Source organism: Bacteroides sp. 51 (assembly GCF_010500965.1).
Lineage (GTDB): Bacteria > Bacteroidota > Bacteroidia > Bacteroidales > Bacteroidaceae > Bacteroides.
Map to the genome: position 1 here is coordinate 1 of NZ_QVMI01000025.1, position 23304 is coordinate 23304.

19 protein-coding genes are annotated in these 23304 nt (G+C 40.3%); 10 read left to right on the forward strand and 9 right to left on the reverse strand.

The window, feature by feature from the left end:
• Positions 1-152: 152 nt before the first annotated feature.
• The gene (gene uxaC / locus D0T87_RS16910) at positions 153-1559 is read right to left on the reverse strand and encodes a glucuronate isomerase (RefSeq protein WP_163176308.1); all 1407 of its coding nucleotides are present in this window, start codon (positions 1557-1559) and stop codon (positions 153-155) included.
• A gap of 219 nt (positions 1560-1778) precedes the next feature.
• Between uxaC and D0T87_RS16915 the strand changes: the two genes are divergently transcribed.
• Both D0T87_RS16915 and D0T87_RS16920 read left to right on the forward strand, forming a co-directional pair.
• A complete protein-coding gene (locus D0T87_RS16915; RefSeq protein ID WP_163176309.1) occupies positions 1779-2837 on the forward strand; it encodes a substrate-binding domain-containing protein in 1059 nt (352 codons plus the stop codon).
• A 28-nt stretch (positions 2838-2865) separates the two neighbouring features.
• Entirely contained in the window at positions 2866-4305 is a 1440-nt protein-coding gene (locus tag D0T87_RS16920) for a tagaturonate reductase (RefSeq protein ID WP_163176310.1), read from the forward strand.
• Between the two features lie 63 nt (positions 4306-4368).
• On the opposite strand, the gene D0T87_RS16925 is transcribed toward D0T87_RS16920, so the two are convergent.
• A complete protein-coding gene (locus D0T87_RS16925; protein ID WP_163176311.1) occupies positions 4369-4899 on the reverse strand; it encodes an FHA domain-containing protein in 531 nt (176 codons plus the stop codon).
• A 15-nt stretch (positions 4900-4914) separates the two neighbouring features.
• Positions 4915-6003: an SPOR domain-containing protein gene (locus D0T87_RS16930; protein WP_163176312.1), complete on the reverse strand. Its 1089-nt coding sequence runs from the start codon at positions 6001-6003 to the stop codon at positions 4915-4917.
• 160 nt (positions 6004-6163) lie between these two features.
• Here D0T87_RS16930 and rfbC point away from each other — a divergent pair, with 160 nt between their 5' ends.
• The 3 genes from rfbC (at position 6164) to D0T87_RS16945 (ending at position 8998) form a co-directional block, all read left to right on the forward strand.
• Positions 6164-6712, forward strand: a complete 549-nt coding sequence (gene rfbC, locus D0T87_RS16935) for a dTDP-4-dehydrorhamnose 3,5-epimerase (protein WP_163176313.1) — start codon at positions 6164-6166, stop codon at positions 6710-6712.
• Positions 6713-6730: 18 nt separating this feature from the next.
• Positions 6731-8044, forward strand: coding sequence for a UDP-glucose/GDP-mannose dehydrogenase family protein (locus D0T87_RS16940; RefSeq protein WP_163176314.1), 1314 nt, complete (start codon positions 6731-6733; stop codon positions 8042-8044).
• Positions 8045-8176: 132 nt separating this feature from the next.
• Positions 8177-8998 (forward strand): DUF4738 domain-containing protein, encoded by an 822-nt coding sequence (locus D0T87_RS16945; RefSeq protein WP_163176315.1) that lies wholly within the window; start codon positions 8177-8179, stop codon positions 8996-8998.
• Here D0T87_RS16945 and D0T87_RS16950 read toward each other — a convergent pair.
• Both D0T87_RS16950 and D0T87_RS16955 read right to left on the reverse strand, forming a co-directional pair.
• On the reverse strand, positions 8978-9670 hold the full coding sequence (locus D0T87_RS16950; RefSeq protein WP_203558717.1) for a porin family protein: 693 nt from the start codon (positions 9668-9670) through the stop codon (positions 8978-8980). The genes D0T87_RS16945 and D0T87_RS16950 overlap by 21 nt on opposite strands.
• A 21-nt stretch (positions 9671-9691) precedes the next feature.
• Positions 9692-11482: a LysM peptidoglycan-binding domain-containing protein gene (locus D0T87_RS16955; RefSeq protein WP_163176316.1), complete on the reverse strand. Its 1791-nt coding sequence runs from the start codon at positions 11480-11482 to the stop codon at positions 9692-9694.
• 223 nt (positions 11483-11705) lie between these two features.
• Here D0T87_RS16955 and uvrA point away from each other — a divergent pair, with 223 nt between their 5' ends.
• The 3 genes from uvrA (at position 11706) to D0T87_RS16970 (ending at position 16763) form a co-directional block, all read left to right on the forward strand.
• Positions 11706-14555 (forward strand): excinuclease ABC subunit UvrA, encoded by a 2850-nt coding sequence (gene uvrA / locus D0T87_RS16960; RefSeq protein WP_163176317.1) that lies wholly within the window; start codon positions 11706-11708, stop codon positions 14553-14555.
• A 39-nt stretch (positions 14556-14594) separates the two neighbouring features.
• A complete protein-coding gene (gene ybaK / locus D0T87_RS16965; RefSeq protein WP_163176318.1) occupies positions 14595-15092 on the forward strand; it encodes a Cys-tRNA(Pro) deacylase in 498 nt (165 codons plus the stop codon).
• 126 nt (positions 15093-15218) lie between these two features.
• Positions 15219-16763 carry a peptide MFS transporter gene (locus tag D0T87_RS16970; protein WP_163176319.1) on the forward strand — a complete coding sequence of 515 codons (1545 nt, stop codon included), beginning with the start codon at positions 15219-15221 and terminating at the stop codon, positions 16761-16763.
• A gap of 133 nt (positions 16764-16896) precedes the next feature.
• Here the strand turns inward: D0T87_RS16970 and dnaJ are convergent, their stop codons facing one another.
• Complete coding sequence (gene dnaJ, locus D0T87_RS16975; RefSeq protein ID WP_370526894.1) at positions 16897-18072, reverse strand: molecular chaperone DnaJ; 1176 nt, start codon at positions 18070-18072, stop codon at positions 16897-16899.
• Positions 18073-18079: 7 nt separating this feature from the next.
• Complete coding sequence (locus D0T87_RS16980) at positions 18080-18643, reverse strand: nucleotide exchange factor GrpE (protein WP_163176321.1); 564 nt, start codon at positions 18641-18643, stop codon at positions 18080-18082.
• Between the two features lie 193 nt (positions 18644-18836).
• Between D0T87_RS16980 and D0T87_RS16985 the strand changes: the two genes are divergently transcribed.
• Complete coding sequence (locus D0T87_RS16985; RefSeq protein ID WP_163176322.1) at positions 18837-20456, forward strand: ABC-F family ATP-binding cassette domain-containing protein; 1620 nt, start codon at positions 18837-18839, stop codon at positions 20454-20456.
• A gap of 40 nt (positions 20457-20496) precedes the next feature.
• Here the strand turns inward: D0T87_RS16985 and D0T87_RS16990 are convergent, their stop codons facing one another.
• The gene (locus tag D0T87_RS16990) at positions 20497-20892 is read right to left on the reverse strand and encodes an HU family DNA-binding protein (RefSeq protein ID WP_163176323.1); all 396 of its coding nucleotides are present in this window, start codon (positions 20890-20892) and stop codon (positions 20497-20499) included.
• 272 nt (positions 20893-21164) lie between these two features.
• Positions 21165-22214: a leucine-rich repeat protein gene (locus D0T87_RS16995; RefSeq protein ID WP_163176324.1), complete on the reverse strand. Its 1050-nt coding sequence runs from the start codon at positions 22212-22214 to the stop codon at positions 21165-21167.
• 138 nt (positions 22215-22352) lie between these two features.
• Between D0T87_RS16995 and D0T87_RS17000 the strand changes: the two genes are divergently transcribed.
• On the forward strand, positions 22353-23273 hold the full coding sequence (locus tag D0T87_RS17000) for a CPBP family intramembrane glutamic endopeptidase (RefSeq protein ID WP_239063737.1): 921 nt from the start codon (positions 22353-22355) through the stop codon (positions 23271-23273).
• The last annotated feature ends 31 nt before the right edge of the window (positions 23274-23304 follow it).

Sequence of the window (23304 nt, forward strand, 5' to 3'; positions counted from 1 at the left end):
GACACCCTTGCCGAAGGCTAGACACTTCCCGTTGTTAGGGCGTGTGAGGGACTTGCACCCATTAGAAGACACCCATGCTGGGCGAACAAAAAGAAGAGAATATCGCTATATCCCGATATTCTCCTCCACAAATTATTTACTGTCAGACCATGTTAGAATTCGAAGAATGCTTTGGCATTATTATAAGAAATATCTTCAATCATCTGATTTACACGTTCAATTTCTGATGCAGGTATTTCGCCATTCTCTACATCCCGTCCTACAAGGTTACACAGGGTACGGCGGAAGTACTCATGACGAGGATAGGATAGGAAAGAACGAGAGTCGGTCAACATACCAACGAAACGGCTCAATAATCCTAATACAGAAAGAGCATTCATCTGTTTTTCCATACCGTCCTTTTGATCCAGGAACCACCAGCCTGAGCCAAATTGGATTTTTCCCGCAACTGTACCATCCTGGAAGTTGCCCAGCATAGTAGCAATAACCTCATTAGCACATGGGTTAAGATTGTACAAGATTGTTTTAGTTAACTTACCATTAGAATTCAAACGATCCAGGAACTTAGACATTGCTTTTGCAGTAGTAAATTCACCGATAGAATCAAATCCGGTATCAGCACCTAACAACTTAAACATTTTGCTGTTATTATTACGAATAGCACCATAGTGGAATTGCTGAGTCCATCCTTTTTCCCAATCCATTTCACCAAATACAACTAACATAGCCGATTTGAATTTCAGGATTTCTTCTTGTGTCAATGCCGTTCCTCCATATACTTTATTAAATATGGCCTTGATCTCAGCATCCGTATAGTCTTCGGCATAAAACTCTTCAATACCATGGTCGGAAAGTTTACAACCTTGTTCAGCGAAGAAATCATGGCGTTTGCGAAGGGCAGCAATCATATCATCAAAAGTCGAGATTGTTACCCCGCTCACTTCTGCCAGTCTCTCTACATAAGCACGAAAATCAGCAGGCACTTCTACTGCCATTGCCTTGTCGGGACGCCACGTAGGTAACATCTTGATTTCAAAGCCGCTTTCGCGTGTCTTGATGTGATATTCAAGCGAATCAATAGGATCGTCCGTAGTACATACAACCTCTACTTTATAGCGACGCATCATTCCACGAGCTGAATATTCGGGCAAAGCTAGCTTCTCATTACATTCGTCATAGATTTCACGAGCTGTTTTGGGATTCAATATTTTATTGATGCCAAAAGCCGTTTTTAGCTCAAGGTGTGTCCAATGATACAGAGGATTACGCATGGTATAAGGTACAGTTTCTGCCCATTTCTCAAACTTTTCCCAATCTGAGGTATCTTTTCCGGTACAATAACGCTCGTCAACGCCATTAGTACGCATAGCACGCCATTTATAGTGGTCGCCACCCAACCAAATTTCTGTTAGCGATTTAAACTTGTGGTCATTGGCTACCATTTGTGGAATAAGATGACAGTGATAGTCAATGATTGGCATTTTTGCTGCATGCTCGTGATACAACTTCTGCGCAGTTTCTGTCTGCAACAAGAAGTTTTCATCCATAAAATTCTTCATTTCGAATGTGTTTTAGGTATATATAATTATTACTTTCGCTATATAGTAATGCATCTTCTTGATTACTAGCCATATAGCACCATTTTGAATTTTAGTTTTATTAACCGTTATCGAACACAAAAATAAAAATTTTACTTGTTACTACAAAATAATTTGTATCTTTGTGCCTAAGATTTATGATATTTAAACGCTTTGTAATCACGTTATTGTACGCATACTATGAAAAGGAACTATACGATAAAAGACATTGCCCGTATGGCTGGAGTATCGGCTGGGACAGTGGATCGCGTATTACATAATCGGGGAGACGTTTCTAAAGCCAGTAAAGAGAAAGTGCAGAAAGTCTTAGAAGAAATCGACTATCATCCCAACATGTTTGCTATTGGCCTGGCTGCCAAAAGGCGTTATACAATTATTTGTCTTATACCTTATTATATAGAGCAGGATTATTGGCATTCAATCGCATTGGGCATTGAGCGCGCTGCCGAAGAATACCAGCCCTTAAATGTAAATATCCAATATATTCATTACAAACATGGCGATGAAACGTCATATCAAGAAGCATGCAATAAATTACATGACATGCATATGGATGCGGTACTCATTGCGCCAATTTACAAAGAAACAACTTTGTCATTGTTGAATACACTGGATGAGCATCAAATACCTTATGCATTTATTGATCATAACATTAAGGATACCAATGCTTTAATATACATTGGACAAGACTCCTACGAAAGTGGATATATTGCCGCCAAATTGCTGATGAATGATTATGCTGACAAGAAAGAAGTTGTACTCTTTCTAAACAGTAGCCGGAATGATCAGGCCGAATTGCAAATGCAACGCCGATTGGATGGATTTATGAATCATATTGCTATGGAATGCGATAAAGTAATTATCCATGATGTGATTCTAAATAAAGAAGATCCCCAGGGAAATAAAGAAATACTAGACTCTTTTTTCCAATCACACCCCAATGTCACTCTCGGAGCAATATTTAATTCGCGAGTATATCAGGTAGGAGAGTATTTCCAACAATCCGGGCGAAGATTAAAAAGCCTTGTAGGTTATGACTTATTGAACCGTAACATTGAGTTACTCAAAACAGGGGAAGTTAAATATCTCATCGGTCAACGACCTGGATTACAAGGGTATTACGGCATTAAAACCTTATCGGAATATATAATGCTCAAAAAGTCCGTACGTCCGGTTAAATATATGCCGATCGACATACTGATGAAGGAGAATATTGATTATTACTTTGAATTTCAATAAAATATAGTGAATATTTAAAACTAAGAACATGAAAGAATTAAACAGAAAAACAGCTCAGGTAAACACATATCCTGAACGTGTCATTCAATTTGGTGAAGGTAACTTCTTGCGTGCTTTTGTAGACTGGATCATCTACAACATGAACGAAAAAGCAGATTTCAATAGCAGTGTTGTTGTCGTGCAACCTATCGAAAAAGGCATGGTAGATATGCTAAATGAACAAGACAACCTATATCATGTTAATCTTCAAGGACTGGATAAGGGTAAAGTAGTTAACGATTTAACCTTGATTGATGTTATCAGCCGCTCATTGAATCCATATTCGCAGAATGAAGAATTCATGAAACTGGCAGATCAACCCGAAATGCGTTTCGTGATTTCAAATACTACCGAAGCTGGTATCACGTTTGATCCTTCATGCAAATTAGATGATGCACCCGCTTCATCATACCCCGGTAAGTTAACACAATTATTGTATCGTCGTTTTAAAACTTTCAATGGCGATAAAAGCAAAGGCCTAATCATTTTCCCATGCGAATTGATCTTCCTGAATGGCCACAAATTAAAAGAAACCATTTATCAATATATTGAGCTTTGGGGGTTAGGCGAAGAATTTAAAACCTGGTTCGAAGAAGCATGCGGTGTATATGCAACATTGGTTGACCGTATTGTTCCGGGCTTCCCACGCAAAGATATTGATGCTATTAAGGAAAAACTACAATATAACGACAACCTGGTTGTACAGGCCGAAATCTTCCACCTTTGGGTAATTGAAGCACCACAAGAAGTAGCTAAAGAATTCCCCGCAGATAAGGCTGGACTCAATGTACTGTTTGTACCATCAGAAGCCCCATACCATGAACGGAAAGTATGTTTATTAAACGGCCCTCACACCGTTCTTTCACCCGTAGCATACCTATCGGGAATTAATATCGTACGCGAAGCTTGCGAACATCCTGTTGTAGGCAAATACATTCACAAAGTAATGTATGATGAATTAATGGAAACATTAAACTTGCCTAAAGATGAATTGATCAAATTTGCAGACGATGTTTTGGAACGCTTCAACAATCCATTTGTAGACCATGCCGTTACCAGCATTATGCTTAATTCGTTCCCTAAATTCGAAACGCGTGATTTACCTGGTTTGAAAACGTATCTGGAACGCAAAGGCGAATTACCTCAAGGTTTAGTTTTGGGACTCGCTGCAATCATCACATATTATAAAGGTGGTGTACGTGCCGACGGAGCAGAAATCGTTCCCAATGACGCACCTGAAATCATGAACTTGCTAAAAGAGCTTTGGGCTACCGGAGATACAGAAAAAGTCGCTCAGGGTGTTCTTGCTGCAAAATCAATTTGGGGAGAAGACCTGAATAATATTCCGGGATTAACAGCAACTGTGAAAGCAGATCTAGATTCCATCCAGGAAAAAGGCATGCTGGAAACAGTAAAAGCTATTTTATAATATAAGAAAAGCTCAGGGTTTGAACCCTGAGCTTTTCTTATGATAAATAAGGAATCAAACTTCTTAATCATTCATAGGTGTAGCATGAAGAATTAAAGAAGTAGCCCCAATGGTAATAACCGCCCCATCTTCAATCCGTATCCGGTCTTTATCACCCAGAATCTCATTTTTCAGGAAAGTCCCTGTTAAACTGGGAGCATCACGAAGGGTATAAACTATTTCTCCTTGTTTATTGCGCTTCACATTAATAATACAATGACGGCGATCCATACTCATATCGCCAGTCTCAATAGGAGTGTTTATAACCGTCCCGACGCAACGGCGTCCTATAACATTATCGCCTTCTTGCAGTGCCAATACTTGTTTATACCCAAAAACATTTTCAACAACTGTTATACTACCAAACTCCATTTGACCTGCATCTTCGTCAAATTTCTCATCTTTGCGGGTTGCTTTCAGTTTCGTTTTTCCTAAACGAATACTAAACTGCTTTCCACAATGTTCACATACAAAAACGAGGGATTGCCCCTCGTTATATTTCGTTTCATCAAATGACAAGTAATTCTCGCATTTGGGACAAAGGATTCGCTTCATTTATATTTTATTTTGTTACCTGACCAACAACCAGGCACTTTTATATGCATTATTTTTGCGTATTTCAACAATCTGCCGATCAGCTTCTTCTCTGGTATTATATGACCCTATACTAACGCGAACTCTTGCTTCGCCGGTTAACACACATGCATTAGAATACCCTTGTTGTTTGAGGTCGGAAACCATAGTATGCGCATCATTTTCAGATGCTAAACTAGCTACTATAATATGATGAAGTTTTGAAGCACGTTTGGTAACCTCTTGAGATATAGAAGCTTTCTGCACTTCACCTTTAGCAACCTTAACCTCCTTCACAGCAACAGGAACAGATGTCTTTTCCTGTTGAGCAACTTCTGTTTCAACTTTCAACGAATTGTCTGCTACAGCTTCAGGCTGTATTTCTACATTTATCTCGGAAGTGTTTATTATCGGTGTAGTTAATAAAGAGTGCTGTTCTATTTTTCCAAATAAATCTGCCGGAAGAAGTTGTGCATAGTTTTCTTTTTCTACATACGTATTTTCTATCGGAGCAGACATAAAAAAGAATAAAAATATAGCGGCTACAGCGGCTACAGCGTTACGCACCAGTGCACGATTAATCCGAATCTCATACATTTTCTTAGCCGTTGTAGCTTTAGGTTGAGATATAGTCATTTCTTTAGCTGGAGACTGTTGCAATAATGTTCTGATATCTTTCATTTCAAATGAATCCAAGCCATAAAACAGAGGAGAGATGATTTTCTCATCATAAGATAAAAAGACATAAGTACCATGTATTGAAAGGGATAATTCACCAATATTGGCTAATTCAACTTTTCCTTCTTTATGCAATAGTCCTATAAACTTATCAACTTCCTGTTCTAAAATCTTTGTCGCATCAGAAAAATCAGTATTATAGACCTCCATATAGGACTGAACTAAAATACCATCATTCATCTTTAATTGCGGATTGAATCCGATTGTACGCATAGGAGGAAGGAATAGTTTTTCCTCATCATTCCAGGATGCAGGCATATAGTGGGTAATAAAGCCCCCAAACCCAGGAACTACAACACAGTCGTTTTCTAACAACAAGATTTCAATATGCCGTACTAATTCAATCATAATGCAAAATTAAAAGATAATTTGAAGATACAAGAGAAAAAGACTCGTTTTATTATTAACAAATTATAAACAGTTGTATGATACAACTTATTCGAGTAAAATTCACTACTTTTGTATAACCATTTTTAATTTAACATATAATTAATACGATTTTCGTTGTATGACATATATTCAAACTGAGATTGATGGAGTATGGATTATTGAACCTAAAGTATTTCCTGATCCACGTGGCTATTTTTTCGAAGCTTATAAGAAAGAAGAATTTGAAGCAAATATTGGAGTCGTAAACTTTATCCAGGACAATGAGTCTCAATCATCATTTGGCGTGTTTCGTGGCCTACACTATCAAAAAGGACAATTTAGCCAGGCAAAACTGGTAAGAGTCATCAAAGGTAAGGTTCTGGACATTGCTGTTGATCTGCGTAAATCGTCACCAACATTCGGAAAACATCTCTCAGTTGAATTAAGCGAAGAAAACAAAAGGCAATTTTTTATTCCCAGAGGGTTTGCTCATGGTTTTTTGGTACTAAGTGAAGAAGCGATTTTCTCATATAAGGTTGATAATACCTATGCGCCACAAGCCGAAATGAGTATATTATATAACGATCCTTCATTAGGGATAGACTGGCCAATATCTGAATCTCAATTAATAATTTCTGAAAAAGATAAGCAAGCGGCCTTATTTAATGAGGCAGAATATTTTGAATAATATAGCTAACACCAGATTATGAAAATTGCAATTGTTGGAACCGGCTATGTCGGCTTAGTGACCGGTACATGTTTTGCCGAAATCGGCGTAGAAGTTACATGCGTCGATACAAACAAAGAAAAAATAGAGTCATTACAAAAAGGTATAATACCTATCTATGAAAATGGGCTTGAAGAAATGGTTTTGCGAAACTCCAAAGCCGGAAGGCTTCATTTCACAACCTCACTGGAAAGCGTATTAGATAAAGTAGAAGTTATATTCAGCGCCGTAGGAACTCCACCGGACGAGGATGGCAGTGCTGATTTACGATATGTACTTGAAGTAGCCCGTACTATAGGTCAAAATATGTCCAAATACGCATTGGTTGTCACCAAAAGTACGGTACCAGTTGGCACAGCCGCTAAAGTGAAAGCTACTATACAAGAAGAATTAGACAAAAGAGGAGTTGATATCAAATTTGACGTAGCATCCAACCCTGAATTCCTGAAAGAAGGAAATGCAATCAATGACTTTATGAGTCCGGACCGCGTGGTTGTAGGAGTGGAGTCTGAGCGTGCCGAAAAAGTGATGTCGAAACTATATAAACCATTTCTTCTGAATAATTTCAGGGTAATATTCATGGATATTCCTTCGGCCGAGATGACCAAATACGCTGCAAATTCAATGCTTGCAACACGCATCAGCTTCATGAATGATATTGCAAACCTTTGCGAATTGGTTGGTGCTGATGTAAATATGGTACGCAATGGCATTGGCTCTGATACTCGTATCGGACGAAAATTCTTATATCCGGGTATTGGATATGGTGGCTCCTGCTTTCCTAAAGATGTAAAAGCACTTATTAAAACAGCCGAACAAAACGGATACGATATGCGTGTTTTAAAAGCTGTAGAGGAAGTGAATGAAAATCAGAAAAGTATCCTGTTCCATAAATTGGAAAAGTATTTCAATAACGACCTTAATGGAAAGACAATCGCTTTGTGGGGACTTTCTTTTAAGCCCGAGACTGATGATATGCGTGAGGCGCCATCTTTGATACTCATCGATAAACTGCTGAAAGCCGGATGTAATGTACGTGCATATGATCCTATCGCAATGGAAGAGTCTAAGAGAAAAATAGGAGAGAGTATATATTACGCACAAGACATGTATGATGCCGTTCTTGATGCAGATGCCTTAATGCTCATCACCGAATGGAAAGAATTCCGCTTACCATCCTGGCCTGTCATCAAAAAAGCAATGTCTAATCCTATAGTTTTTGATGGCCGGAATATTTATGAAAAGAAAGAGATAGAAGAGCAAGGATTTGCCTACTATTGCATCGGAAAATAAACCTATTATTAACTTTATCGATTGAAGTAGTTGTTTTATCAATCGATAAAGTTGTACTATCCATCTACTTTTAACTGTTTTGTAGCGTCATATCTCAAGAATAATGTGTACCTTCGCATTAAACTTTTGATAATGATGAAGTGGTTTGTTATATCCATATTAACGATTCTATTCAGTAGTTGTACAGGAAGTAGTGGAGTAAGCAACTTAGAAAAACCTGAAGATGCCAGAGCTAAAGAATTGCTGCAAGGTATTTGGATAGACAATGACAGTGAAATGCCTTTAATGAGCATAAAAGGAGATACCATATACCACAATGATCCACAAAACGTTCCTGCATACTTCAAAATAGTAAAAGATAGCCTATACATACTAGGCCATACAACTACGAGCTATCATATAGATCGCCAGACGGAGCATACGTTTTGGTTCCATTCCATATCCGGAAATGTTATAAAGTTATACAAATCGGAAAACCTTGGAGATTCTATCATTTTCTCAGAAAACCAACTGGGGGCTATTCCTACATACTCAGAAGTAACTCAAAAAGATAGTATTGTATTCTACAATAATACCCGATATAGGGCATATGTGTATATAAACCCTTCAAAGATGAAGGTGACCAAAACCGTTTATTCTGACGAAGGATTGGGTGTTGATAATGTATACTACGACAATATTATCCATATTTGCGTATACAAAGGGAATGAGAAAGTCTATGCTAAAGATATCAATAAGCAGATGTTTGATCAGATTATCTCCACTGAGTTCTTATCGAATTCCATATTGGCTGACATGAATTTTATTAATGTCAATTCGTCTGGTTTTCTTTATCAGGCTAATGTTTGTATTCCCGAAAGTTATGTCTGTCAATTAGTCAATTTAACTGTGAGTTTTGACGGAATATTAAAAATCACTTCTTCAGAAGAAGAATTACTTGCTAATATCAAATAGGTAAGTCACTTTTGCCTGAATAGTGGAATGAGCCGACCGGGAGAAAGGGTCTTTCTTTGCATTACCATAAAAATCAGAAAGAGCAAAGTAGTATCTTCCTTCTAAAAGAAAGTTCCCTGCTTTGGTACGTAACTCCAAACCAGCTCCTCCTAATATACCATAGTCGAATTTATTATCAGCCATTTTTCCATATTGTACCTTAACTTGGGTGTTCGGTTCCCATTTATCTCCTGTATATTCATACTTTTCAGTTTCATTCAATAAAATGCCAATCTGAGGGCCCAAGTTCAGGAAAAACTGTACACCTCTATCTTTACCAAAAGCCAGGTGTGCCAGAAGAGGGATTTCTATATAATCCATTGTACGGCTATAAGAATCTGTAGATTCTTCATACTCTTCTTTCCATCCGTGTTGGGAATAGTTAAGCTCCATTTGAATCCCACAGATCATTGCAAAATACTTTTCGGAAATATACCTGGCAGTCAGCCCTCCGGTTATTCCCATCAAACTACCTTGTTTTATAGTAGGGGTAAATGACACGCTGTTTATATTAATACCACCGTTCACACCAACGGCAAAATTATTACGCATTTCTCCCACCTGCGCCATAGCAGGTAAGCAAAGAAGCACCAATAGTATACTTATGAATATTTTTGATTGTAGACGTATCATTATAATATTTTCTATCGATTTTTATTCGAAATCCAGCTTGATCAGTTCAAAGTCTTTCGTAAAGTGAATAAAGAATACTTTTTTATTAATAAATCCTCCCCAGTTATTCACACGCTCAAATTTAAAGCCGGTTTGGACCGGAGTTAAATCAATCGATGAAAGGTTCTGCTCCAATCCTGTTCCATATTTCTCCAATCCTGTAAGAAAAAACAAGCCAGTATCAAACCCTAACATACCGTACTTAGGATAATTGGGAAGCATCTCTTTAGAATACCACCTACGATATGACTGGTTAAATGCTTTTGCCGCAGGAAGCAGGTTACTCGTATAAAATGAGGAATAAAAATAGGTATTCAATTCAAAGAAACTCTCTAAGTTATCGTTGATATGGGTTTGCCATTCCGGATAACCAAAAAGGCTAATGTTTGTTGTAGGGTTCTCCTTCACCAGTATTTTTAACTGTGGCATTATTTTATTCAAGGTAATTGCGTTGCCGGATGTTGGAATAAAAACATTATCTTTATCGCTTCTTAATGCACTATTTATTGCAGCTTGTGAAAGGTTCACTCCATTTACTATCTGCATTGGAATGCCTTTCCTACTCAATTCCATTTTCAGCCCTTGAATAAACTCGCTCTTGTCTTTATCTTCCGTGTGCATATCCAGAATAATCACATTTGCATTAGGGAACTGACGGGTAAAATGCTCGTAAACCTCTGAATACAAATAAGATTGTGTAGTATTAACCTGATAAATATGGCTATTCTGAAAAACTTCATCATCTTTCAGTATAGGAATAACCAGGCGTATATCATGCTCGTCGGCAAATGTTGCCAATGGGTGAATATGCTGTTTGTAAAGCGGGCCAAATATAATATCCATGTTCTTTAGCTCTTCTTTGGCAAGGATAGGTGTAACAGATGCATTTTCACCACCCGAATCATAAACATAAAGATCAATAGAAGTTCCTTTACGCTTCAAACTATCTACAGCCAGCAGAAATCCCTCATAATATTCTATCATACGAGCCGCATCGCTTTTACGCCCATCGTGAGTAAGGAATGGTAAAATTAAAGCAGCCTTTATGGTGTTTATAGAGTGAACCGCTTCCTTGTTTTCACGGAATAAATCGCGGTTGGATGGTGGTATGATAAAATCCGGATTCTTTGCCGGAACCACCACTGTAGATGTTTTAGGATAAGGAATACATAAAAGTTGCCCCTTTTTCATTCCTTCTTTCAGTTCCGGATTTGCTTCAATTAATTCCTGTTCTGTTATTTTATATTCGCGGCTGACACTGAAAATCGTTTCTTTACGTTTTACCTTGTGCATCTCTTTACAGCGGGGCTTTACTTCGGGCTGAACCTGAGGAATCTCTGTGTTTTCAACAGTAGGAACAGGGACAGTAGTACTTGTGGCAGCAGAAGGAATACGTATAACCTGACCTGCTTTGAATGTCTCAACACTCAACCCCGGGTTTTCATCACAAATATCTTTTACGGAAACATTATAAGTTACGGATAATCTATATAAATTCTCTCCTGGCTGTATAGTGTGAAAAGCCGGTTGCTGTTCTACACTTATTGTTTGTGGAATTTTTAGCGTTTGTCCGGCATATATTTTTTCTTCACTTCCCGGATTTAATCGTATGATTTCAGTTTTAGAGATGTTGTACATACTTGAAATTGAATAAAGGCTTTGTCCTTTTTCAACCGTATGCAAGAAGTAAGATGTGTTTTCCTGAGCTTTAAGTGCTGTTATAGAAAGGCTACTAACCAGCAAAATAAATAGGATTTGTGTTATAGATTTCATCAACGATGTTTTAATAAGTTTTATTCAAGGCGCAAATGTACAAATTATACCAAACATTTTCATCATTAATTGAGTTAAGAACTTAAAAACTCATAATTCAATTGCACTTAAAAAGAAAAAGAAATCTTTATTTCGACTGGAAACACTAATTTTGTATTCCTTTTGGCGAGCGGCGGCAAGGTGCCGCACCCAAGTTCTTTTTTATTTAGATTTATAATAGATAATGCAGGAAACAGAATATATTAACGTGTACGGTGCACGTGTACACAACCTTAAAAACATTGATGCTGAAATGCCCCGCAATAGCCTGACGGTGATAACGGGGTTAAGTGGAAGTGGTAAATCATCGTTGGCTTTTGATACGATCTTCGCAGAGGGACAACGCCGTTATATCGAAACATTTTCAGCTTATGCGCGTAACTTTCTGGGCAATCTGGAACGCCCCGATGTAGATAAAATCACTGGTTTAAGTCCGGTTATCTCCATAGAACAAAAAACTACAAATAAAACCCCCCGTTCCACCGTAGGTACTACGACCGAGATTTACGACTACCTCCGCCTTCTTTTTGCACGCGCAGGCGAGGCATACTCTTATCTATCCGGAGAGAAGATGGTGAAATATACCGAAGAGCAAATTCTGGACTTAATTCTGAAGGAGTATAACGGTAAGAAGATTTTTATGCTGGCACCCTTAGTACGCACCCGTAAAGGACACTATAAAGAGCTCTTTGAACATGTCCGTAAAAAGGGCTATCTCTATGTGCGTGTTGATGGAGAAGTACGCGAGATTAAACATGGCATGAAGCTTGACCGCTATAAGAACCATGATATTGAAGTGGTTATCGATAAAATGGTTGTTTCTGATAAAGACGATAAGCGGTTAAAACAAAGCGTTGCCACAGCTATGCGACAAGGAGATGGCCTGATTATGATTCTGGATGCAAATTCCATGGAAACCCGTCACTACAGCAAGCAATTAATGTCTCCATTATCCGGATTATCCTATAAGGAACCGGCACCGCACAATTTCTCTTTTAACTCTCCGCAAGGTGCATGCCCTAAGTGTAAAGGACTTGGAGTAATTAATCAGATAGATGTAGATAAGGTTATACCAGACAAAGGGTTATCTATTCACGATGGTGGTATAGCTCCACTCGGTAAGTATAAGAATTCTATGATATTCTGGCAAATATCAGCCTTATTGGAAAAGTATGAAGCAACGCTAAAAACACCGATAAAAGATTTGGGTGATGAAGTGATCGAAGAAATTCTATATGGCTCCGACGATCGTATTAAAATCAAAAGCTCATTGATCGGAACTTCATCGGATTATTTTGTTACCTATGAAGGGGTTGTAAAGTACATCCATATGTTACAGGAAAAGGATGCTTCTGCAACTGCACAAAAATGGGCGGACCAGTTTGCCCGTACCACCACTTGTCCGGAATGTAATGGTGCTCGTTTGAACAAAGAAGCGCTTTCTTTCCGTATACACGATAAGAACATCTATGAATTAGCTACAATGGACAATTCGGAGCTTTACGAGTGGCTGATGCATGTTGATGAGCATCTATCTGAAAAACAAAGGCTTATTGCTTCTGAAATCCTGAAAGAAATACGTACACGCCTCAAATTCCTGTTAGATGTAGGGTTGGATTATCTTTCGTTGAACCGGGGTTCCGTTTCTTTATCCGGTGGTGAGAGTCAGCGTATACGATTGGCTACTCAGATCGGTTCCCAACTGGTTAATGTACTTTATATATTAGACGAACCTAGTATCGGGCTTCACCAACGGGATAACCTGCGACTTATCAATTCATTGAAAGAGTTGCGCGACATGGGTAATTCGGTCATTGTGGTTGAACATGACAAAGATATGATGCTCGCCGCTGACTATGTTATCGACATGGGTCCTAAAGCCGGTAGGCTGGGAGGGGAGGTTGTGTTTGAAGGAACTCCCGAAGCTATGCTGAAAACAGAAACATTGACTTCACAGTACCTGAACGGGGAAAAAGCGATAGAAATACCCCGGAAAAGACGCCCGGGCAATGGTAAATCTATTTGGTTGCGTGGAGCAAAAGGGAATAACCTGAAGAATGTAGATGTAGAGTTTCCGTTAGGCAAACTGATTTGTGTAACAGGGGTATCCGGAAGCGGTAAATCCACCTTAATTAATGAAACCCTGCAACCTATATTGTCGCAAAAGTTCTATCGTTCTTTACAAGACCCGCTGGAATACGATTCCATAGAAGGTTTGGAACATATAGACAAGGTAGTAAATGTAGACCAAGCTCCGCTGGGGCGTACACCACGTTCAAATCCGGCAACTTACACCGGTGTATTCTCCGATATACGTAATTTGTTTGTAGAACTTCCCGAAGCAAAGATCAGAGGATATAAACCCGGTCGTTTTTCATTTAATGTAACCGGAGGAAGATGTGAAGCATGCTCGGGCAATGGTTACAAAACAATTGAAATGAACTTCCTGCCGGATGTGTACGTTCCTTGCGAAATATGTCATGGCAAACGCTATAACCGTGAAACTTTAGAGGTCCGGTTTAAAGGAAAATCCATAGCCGATGTACTCGATATGACCATCAACCGCGCTGTAGAGTTTTTCGAGAACGTGCCACAAATCCTGAATAAGATTAAAGTCATACAGGAAGTAGGGCTAGGGTATATTAAGCTCGGACAATCATCAACTACACTATCCGGTGGAGAAAGCCAACGGGTTAAGCTTGCAACAGAACTCTCCAAACGGGATACAGGTAAGACTGTATATATTTTAGATGAGCCTACCACCGGACTTCATTTTGAGGATATCCGTGTACTGATGAATGTATTAAATAAATTGGTAGACAAAGGCAATACGGTTATCGTCATCGAACATAATCTGGATGTGATTAAGATGGCCGACTATATTATTGATATGGGACCCGAAGGGGGAAAAGGAGGAGGAGAGTTGCTCAGTTTCGGTACTCCGGAAGAAGTTGCAAAGAGTAAAAAAGGCTATACTCCTAAGTTCCTTCGTGAAGAATTGGCGGCAACACGTCAATCCAAGGCTTCCGTTTAAGATCTCTATACCTATATTGCATATATTACGCGAATTAAAATGAAAACTCCGAAGCGGCATGCTGCCACTAAGACTAATGCTGCAAGATTGCTTGATCAAGCTAAAATTGCATATGAGCTGATACCCTACGAAGTAGATGAAAGCGATTTAAGTGCTACACATGTGGCAGAAACACTCGGGGAAAACGTAGATCAGGTATTTAAGACTTTGGTCTTGCATGGCGATAAAAGCGGGTATTTTGTATGTATTATCCCTGGCGACAAGGAATTAAACTTAAAACTTGCTGCTAAAGTCTCCGGTAATAAAAACTGTGCAATGATTCCAATGAAGGATTTGTTAGGAATAACAGGATATATCAGAGGGGCATGTTCTCCTATTGGGATGAAAAAACATTTCCCTACTTATATCCACGAAACCTGTTTGGAATTTGATTTCATTTATGTTAGTGCGGGACAACGTGGGTTGCAAATTAAAGTAGCCCCTAAAGAATTAATTGACTTAGTACGGGCACAAGTTGAATGCCTCCTACATAATTAATATATGTTTCTAAACTTATATGCGATAAAAAGCGGTTGTTTTTTATGATATTTATCCAGTATCGGCTATATTTGCATGTATATATTATAAAAATTCATTAATAATCACACTTAAATTATTAAATCTATGTTTAGTAAACATCCTAAAGGATTAATCGGAGCCGCTCTTTCCAATATGGGGGAACGTTTCGGGTTTTACATTATGATGGCGATTTTATCGCTGTTTCTCATGTCTAAATTCGGATTAGAAAAGACAGAATCAACCATTATTTATTCTATATTTTATGCTCTGATCTATCTTTTAGCTTTAGCTGGCGGATTTATTGCCGATAAAACCAAGAAATACAAACAAACAATTCTTGCCGGGTTAGTATTAATGTCACTGGGCTATCTATTGATCGCTATACCTACTCCAACACCGGTTCCTAACTTACCATTATATCTTACCCTGACCTGTATCGGTCTTTTTGTTATTGCATTTGGTAATGGCCTGTTTAAAGGTAACCTGCAAGCTGTTGTGGGTCAGATGTATGATAATAAAGATTTTGCCGATAAGCGTGATACGGGTTTCCAGATATTCTATATGTTCATCAATATCGGTGCATTATTTGCTCCGCTGATTGCAGTAGGTATCCGTAACTGGTGGGTAGGAGCAAATGGTTTTGCTTACAACCCCGACCTTCCTGCGCTATGCCATCAGTTTATTAAAGGTACAATCACTCCTGAGGCTTCTACGCGTTTTGCCGAACTTGCAACCGAAGTAAGTAAGGGTGGTGCTCCAGCCGATTTAGGTATCTTTGCCGGTCAATATCTGGATGTTTTCAACACCGGATTCCATTATGCATTTGGTGCTGCGATTGTAGCTATGCTTATTTCTTTAGTTATTTTTATTTCAAATAAGAATAAACTTCCCGATCCTGCTCTTAAAGCGGTTAATGCAAAAAAAGAAAGTGTAGCCGACAATGCTCCACAAATGTCGGCAGATGAGGTTAAGCAACGCCTGTATGCTTTGTTTGCAGTATTTGCCGTAGTTATATTCTTTTGGTTCTCATTCCATCAAAATGGAGTAACGTTGACATTCTTTGCCAATGATTATACCGATTTGAGCTTCCTAAGCTTCGATCTTGGTTTTACCACCATTGCAGGTGCCGAAGTGTTCCAATTCTTCAATCCATTCTTTGTTGTATTCCTTACTCCGGTAGTTATTGCTTTCTTTGGTTGGTTAAAAGCCCGCGGCAAAGAGCCTTCCACACCCAAGAAGATTGCAATTGGTATGGGTATTGCTGCCATCGCATTTGTTGTTATGGCTATTGGTTCTTACGGATTACCCGATGCACAAACTGTAAAAGGAATGGGAGGACTTTCGGATGCTGCTCGTGTTACACCATTCTTATTGATTGGTACTTATCTGATCCTGACTATTGCCGAGTTATTCATTAGCCCATTAGGATTGTCATTCGTATCTAAAGTAGCACCTCCTCAATACCAGGGTATTATGCAAGGATGTTGGTTAGGCGCAACTGCACTTGGTAATCAATTGCTTATCTTAGGAACTATATTCTACGAAAATATTCCAATTTGGGCAACTTGGTGTGTATTTGTTGCAGCATGTCTTATTTCTATGTTCACTATGCTTGGCATGCTGAAATGGCTGGAAAGAATAGCTAAATAGCAGCAAGGTGCCGCACCCAAGTTCTTAATACTGTAATAATGTAAAAAAGAAAGAGACTAACCTCAATTCAGGATTAGTCTCTTTCTTTTTATAAACGTTTCGGCATCGAAACCTGGCAGCGGCACCTTGCCGCCTAGTCAAAGAAGCTCTTGAACTTCTTAAATATCTTTTCTTTAACCGATCCGCTGGGTTTGAAGTTATCTGCTGTTTCCAGTTTTTCCAGCGTACCTTTTTCTTCTTTATTTAAGGATTCGGGAACATAAATGCTGATGTTAACCAATAAGTCGCCCGTTCCATATCCATAGCCATTTACGCTTGGCAGCCCTTTGCCACGCAGACGTAGGACTTTGCCAGGTTGTGTGCCCGGATCAATTTTTACTTTTACACGGCTGTCGATGGTGGGGATTTCTACGTTTCCGCCAAGGGCAGCTGTTGGGAAGCTTAACAATAGGTTATAGATCAGGTTATTGTCTTCGCGAATTAACTCCGGATGCTGCTCTTCCTGTACCTGGATAAGCAAATCGCCCGGCACACCATTGTGCTTTCCGGCATTTCCTTTGCCACTCATAGAGAGTTGCATACCTTCGGCAACACCGGCAGGGATATTAACTGAAACTACCTCTTCGCCATGTACGATTCCATCGCCACCGCAAACTTTACATTTGTTTTTAATGACCTTACCCTCACCGTTACAAGTGGGGCAGGTGCTGCGGGTTTGCATGGTTCCAAGAATGGTTTGTTGGTTGCGAATTACCGATCCGCTACCATTACAGGTTGCACAGGTTTCCGATCCTGAACTACCTTCTGCACCCGAACCATGACAATGGTTACAGACTACATATTTCTTTAGTTTGAATTTCTTTTCTGCTCCGGTAGAAATTTCTTTCAGGTTCAGCTTCACCTTTACCCGAAGATCGGACCCACGGAAGCGACGTTGTTGCTGGCCACCGCCACCAAATCCGCCAAAACCACTGAATCCACCGAAGCCGCCACCGTGACCACCAAAGATATCGCCAAACATGGAGAATATATCGTCCATAGACATACCACCACCAAATGGCCCACCATTTCCGGCAGCTCCACTCATTCCGGCATGGCCAAACTGGTCATAACGGGCGCGTTTATCGGGGTTGCTTAGTACATCGTATGCTTCGGCAGCTTCTTTGAACTTGTCTTCGGCCTCTTTATCACCCGGGTTCTTGTCCGGGTGATATTGGATGGCTTTCTTTCTATACGCTTTTTTTATTTCTTCAACTGTACATTCTTTGGTGACCTCAAGCACCTCGTAGTAGTCTCTTTTTGCCATAATTGTTTTTTTATTCTCCTACAACTACTTTTGCGTGACGAATCACTTTATCGTTCATTGTATATCCGGTTTGTACCGTATCGAGGATTTTGCCTTTCAATTCTTCCGCCGGGGCAGGTATTACTGCAATCGCTTCGTGGTAGTCCGTGTCCAGGGGTTGATCTTTTGTTTCGATAATCTTAACCCCGTTTTGTGCCAGGATGGAAATGAATTTGCTATAAATAAGGTCTATTCCTTCTTTAATTGCAGCAACATCCGTAGCGGTTTCGGTTGTTTTTACCGCACGTTCCAGGTCGTCGATAACCGGTAGCATGGAAGTGATACTCTTTTCGCCGCCATTCAGGATGAGTTCTGCTTTTTCCTTCATGGTACGTTTGCGATAGTTGTCAAACTCGGCAGAAAGGCGTAGATATTTATCTTTATCTTCTTCGATCTGTGCGTTGAGTTTCTCGATCTCTGCTTCAAGTTCTTCTTCTCTTGACAGAGGCTCATCGCTCATTGGCTCCTGCATATCAGGAGCGTCTTGCTCTATCTGCTCTTCGAATTCTTCTTCGTGATCTTTCTTTGATTTCATATCAATATGTTTTTTATTTCTTATTAGTAAAGAGAGCTACTTCTCCTATAACAAAAACCCTGCCAGTATGGTTGTTTCGGAAAAGAAAATGCAAAGGTAGTATAAATATGTCAGATTGGCACATAGTGCATAGCTCGTAATTCGACAAAAATGTCTACCTTTGCGCCCGATTAACTATATTAAGTAAAAAAGAATGATTACAGCTTCGAACGTTTCGGTACAGTTTGGTAAAAGAGTGTTGTTTAATGATGTAAATTTGAAGTTTACCAGTGGTAACTGTTATGGCATTATTGGTGCCAACGGAGCTGGTAAATCGACATTCCTGCGCACTATCTCTGGCGATTTGGACCCGACCACGGGATCAATCACTCTGGGCCCGGGCGAGCGCCTTTCGGTATTGAGTCAGGACCACTTTAAATGGGATGCACATACGGTAATGGATACTGTAATGATGGGGCACACCGTGTTGTGGGACATCATGAAGCAGCGTGAAGTGCTTTATGCCAAAGAAGATTTCACCGATGAAGACGGACTGAAGGTTTCTGAGTTGGAAGAAAAGTTCGCCGAGCTTGACGGCTGGAATGCCGAGAGTGATGCGGCATCGTTATTAAGCGGATTGGGTATCAAAGAAGATAAACATTACCTGTTGATGGGCGACCTGAGTGGTAAGGAGAAAGTGCGTGTCATGTTGGCACAGGCGCTTTACGGTAACCCGGACAACTTGCTGCTGGATGAGCCTACCAATGACCTGGACATGGAGACGGTGATGTGGCTGGAAGAGTATTTGTCTAACTTCGAGCACACGGTGTTGGTGGTGAGCCACGACCGTCACTTCCTGGACTCTGTTTGTACGCATACGGTAGATATCGACTTCGGCAAGATCAACCAGTTTGCCGGTAACTATAGTTTCTGGTACGAATCGAGCCAATTGGCCCTTCGTCAGCAACAGAACCAAAAGGCTAAGGCCGAGGAAAAGAAAAAGGAATTGGAGGAGTTCATCCGCCGGTTCAGCGCCAATGTATCTAAGAGTAAACAGACGACCAGTCGCAAGAAGATGCTGGAGAAGTTGAATGTGGATGAAATTAAGCCTTCGTCACGTAAATACCCGGGTATTATCTTTACGCCGGAGCGTGAACCGGGCAATCAGATTCTGGAGGTTTCGGGATTGTCGAAATCGCTGGATGATGGCACGGTGCTGTTCAAAGACGTGAACTTCAACGTTGAAAAGGACGATAAAATCGTATTCCTGTCGCGTGATCCGCGTGCCATGACTTCTTTCTTCGAGATTATCAATGAGAATATGAAGCCTGACGCGGGGCATTTCAAGTGGGGGGTAACGATTACTACGGCTTATTTGCCGGTGGATAATACGAGTTTCTTTGAGTCGAACCTGAACCTGGTCGATTGGCTGGGACAATACGGCGAAGGAAACGAGGTGTATATGAAGAGCTTCCTGGGCCGGATGTTATTCTCGGGCGAGGAGGTGCTGAAGAAGGTAAATGTGCTTTCGGGAGGCGAGAAGATGCGTTGTATGATTGCCCGCATGCAGTTACGCAATGCCAACTGTCTGATTCTGGATACACCTACCAATCACCTGGATCTTGAATCTATTCAGGCGTTCAACAACAACCTGAAAGCGTATAAGGGAATTGTGCTGTTCTCGTCTCATGACCACGAGTTTATACAGACGGTGGCGAACCGGATCATTGAATTGACACCGAACGGTATTATTGATAAGATGATGGAATATGATGAGTATATCACTTCCGATCATATCAAGGAGATCCGTGCACGGATGTACGGTAATCAATAAACATGTAGGGGCGGTTCACGAACCGCCCCTACAAAAGGAATTATTTGCTTTTCTTTGCCTCGCGCAACTCATATTTTATCCCCGCCAGCGCTCCACGCATATAACTATCTGCTTTGAAACAGACGCGTTGGGGTTTTACTTTGGCCGGCGTGCACTCTTCCGGCGTGGCGCAACCTTCGCTGCTGGCCGATACGGTAAACATTCCAAAACCTTTCAGATTCACCGAATCACCTTTCGACAGATGCTTGCTCGTAAGGCGGGCTACTGCACTGACTGCTGCAATAACATCTTCCTCGGTCAATGAACTGCGCACGGAGACTTCCCTGGCAATATAATCCAGGTCAATGACTCCCGAGCTTACGGGTATTCCATAATACAAGGTCTTTTCTTCATTTCCACTCTTGTCTTTCTTAGAACGTACAACGTATTTTGCCATATCAAAGCTGGTTTTTAGTTAATGCCTTATTCTTTAATTTTCTGACACCCGGGTGTCAGGGCCGTTTAGACCCGGGTGTCAGATGTCTTCACACCCGGGTCTAAACACACTTGACACCCGGGTGTGATAAAAAGTTTACTACTTGCAAAGATATAAAAATAAAGATGGAAACGAAAAAAAGCATGCAGCATCTCAAAGAATGTCGCACGCTTTTAACTGATAGCAAGGCACTCTATGCCAACATAGAGGGTGAATTCGGTATGTATCAACCGTTACTTATTCTGATAATACAGCCGTCCGTTGGAATCGCCAAAAAGATTATCGCCCACAGCTGTCAGTTTAGAACCGGTGACCATTACGCCTTTCAGGCTTTCGCATCCCATAAACGCACCATAATCAATTGTAGTTACTTCAGGGGGCAATATAAGCATACCACTAAGACGTCCGCAACCACTAAACACACGTTGGCCGATAGACTTTAGTCCATTAGGAAGTTTTATTCTCAACATATACTTCTTTTGGGCAAATGTAAAGTCGGGCAGAGCAGTTGCCGTTGTCTTTGAGATATCGACAGAAACCAGGTTAGGCATATAATCGGTAATCAGTTTCAGATCGTCCGCATCAAGTTTACCTTCGACCGTAAGGAAATTAATGTTGTTCGGTTGTAAACCGGCGGCTTGTATTTCGGCTTTTAAACTACCTTGCGCACCTACCTGAAATGTAGCTTCTATAGGTTCACCCTCGATGAAAGCAAAGTTTTCCCATCTTTTCTTCAAACGGTATTCATCACGGGTGCCCAATGGAATAAAGATAGCAGTGATGGTGTCTGATAAAGCATTATCCAACAAGTTGGGAGCTGATTTTTTATTTATCTGGCAAATGTGCAGATTGGAGCAACCAAAGAAAGCCCCATCTTCTATGTTCTTGATCTTTTCCGATAGAATCACCTTTTTCAGTGTTTGCTTACCATAAAGTGTCTCGCCTTCTAAACGGGAAAATGCATAAGCCGGAATGCAGTTGGGGGGATAAACATAGAATTTATCGGCATGCGTGCCTGCTTTCCCTGTATACATTTTAATATCTACATTCGCGAGGTCGAGCATTTCGAGATGAGGAAAACCATCGCGCAGGCTTTTAAAGTCAACCGCATTGATTTTGCCCATCAGTGTCAGATGAGTTACTTTATTGGCTTCGTCGGCTGTGATTTGAGAAATCATAGACCCGGCCTTATCGACGTACAATGTTTTAGATACCTGTGCAGTTGCTCCAAAGACATTGGCCAGAAGAGCTACTCCGATGAATAGTAGTTGTTTGCTTCCCATAAGATATGTTGGATTATTATATTCTAAACGTTGCAAATATAAAAGAAATAGTCCGTAGAATGGAGTTTTTTTGCTGTTTTATATATATTTTTGTTTTTGAAGTGAGGTGCTGCGTTTATGTAAAAGGATTGGAAATGAATGAATTCAAAACAAACTAAATTACTACCAACTATGGATATTGAAAAACAAACTACTCCTGAGCCCCCAAAGCCATTGCTTCCTTTATGGGCAACGATTCCTTTATATATAATCACCAGCTTCCTTTTCATGGGTGTTTTCGGGGCTTTGGTATTACTGCTCATGCAATTCATTCCGGAATCGAAGTCTGTTTATTATATGATAGGTCAGATGTTTGCTTCCTCGGCATCATCATTAGCAGCAGTATGGATAGCAGCTATTATATTTCTGAAACTGATAGACCGCCAGCCGGTTAGCGAACTGGGAATGAGTATAAAAGGACGATGGAAAGACTGTTTAGCCGGCCTTCTTTTTGCTATTGTACTTTATATTATAGGATTTACCGCATCCTTGGCACTGGGAGCTATTGAAATTACATCCATAAGTTGCGACTTCGGAATCTTGCTGAGCACTTTTTGCTTTTATTTCGTCGCTGCATCTATGGAAGAGGTGATGGTACGCGGATATATACAAGGCAGACTGATGACCAAAATGAATAAATTCCTGGCTATGTGTATTGCTTCGCTCATCTTCTCGGTACTGCATATAGCGAATGATAATATTACCTTCTTCGCCCTTGTCAACCTGTTTCTGGCTGGGTTGTTGCTTGGTGCTTCTTATATGTACACCCGAAACCTGTGGTTTCCAATCTTTTTGCATACGGCATGGAACTGGATTCAGGGACCGATACTCGGATATGAGGTTAGCGGAACGAAGATGTTTCCTTCTGTAATAAACCTCCATTTACCCGAAGAAAATATAATCAACGGAGGCCGGTTTGGCTTTGAAGGTTCTATCATTTGCACCGTATTGATGATTATCGGAACAGCATTAATCATTATGTGGTATCGTAGGGGCGGTTCGCGAACCGCCCAAGCATAAGCACTTAATCGGTCTACGAGATAACAGTGGG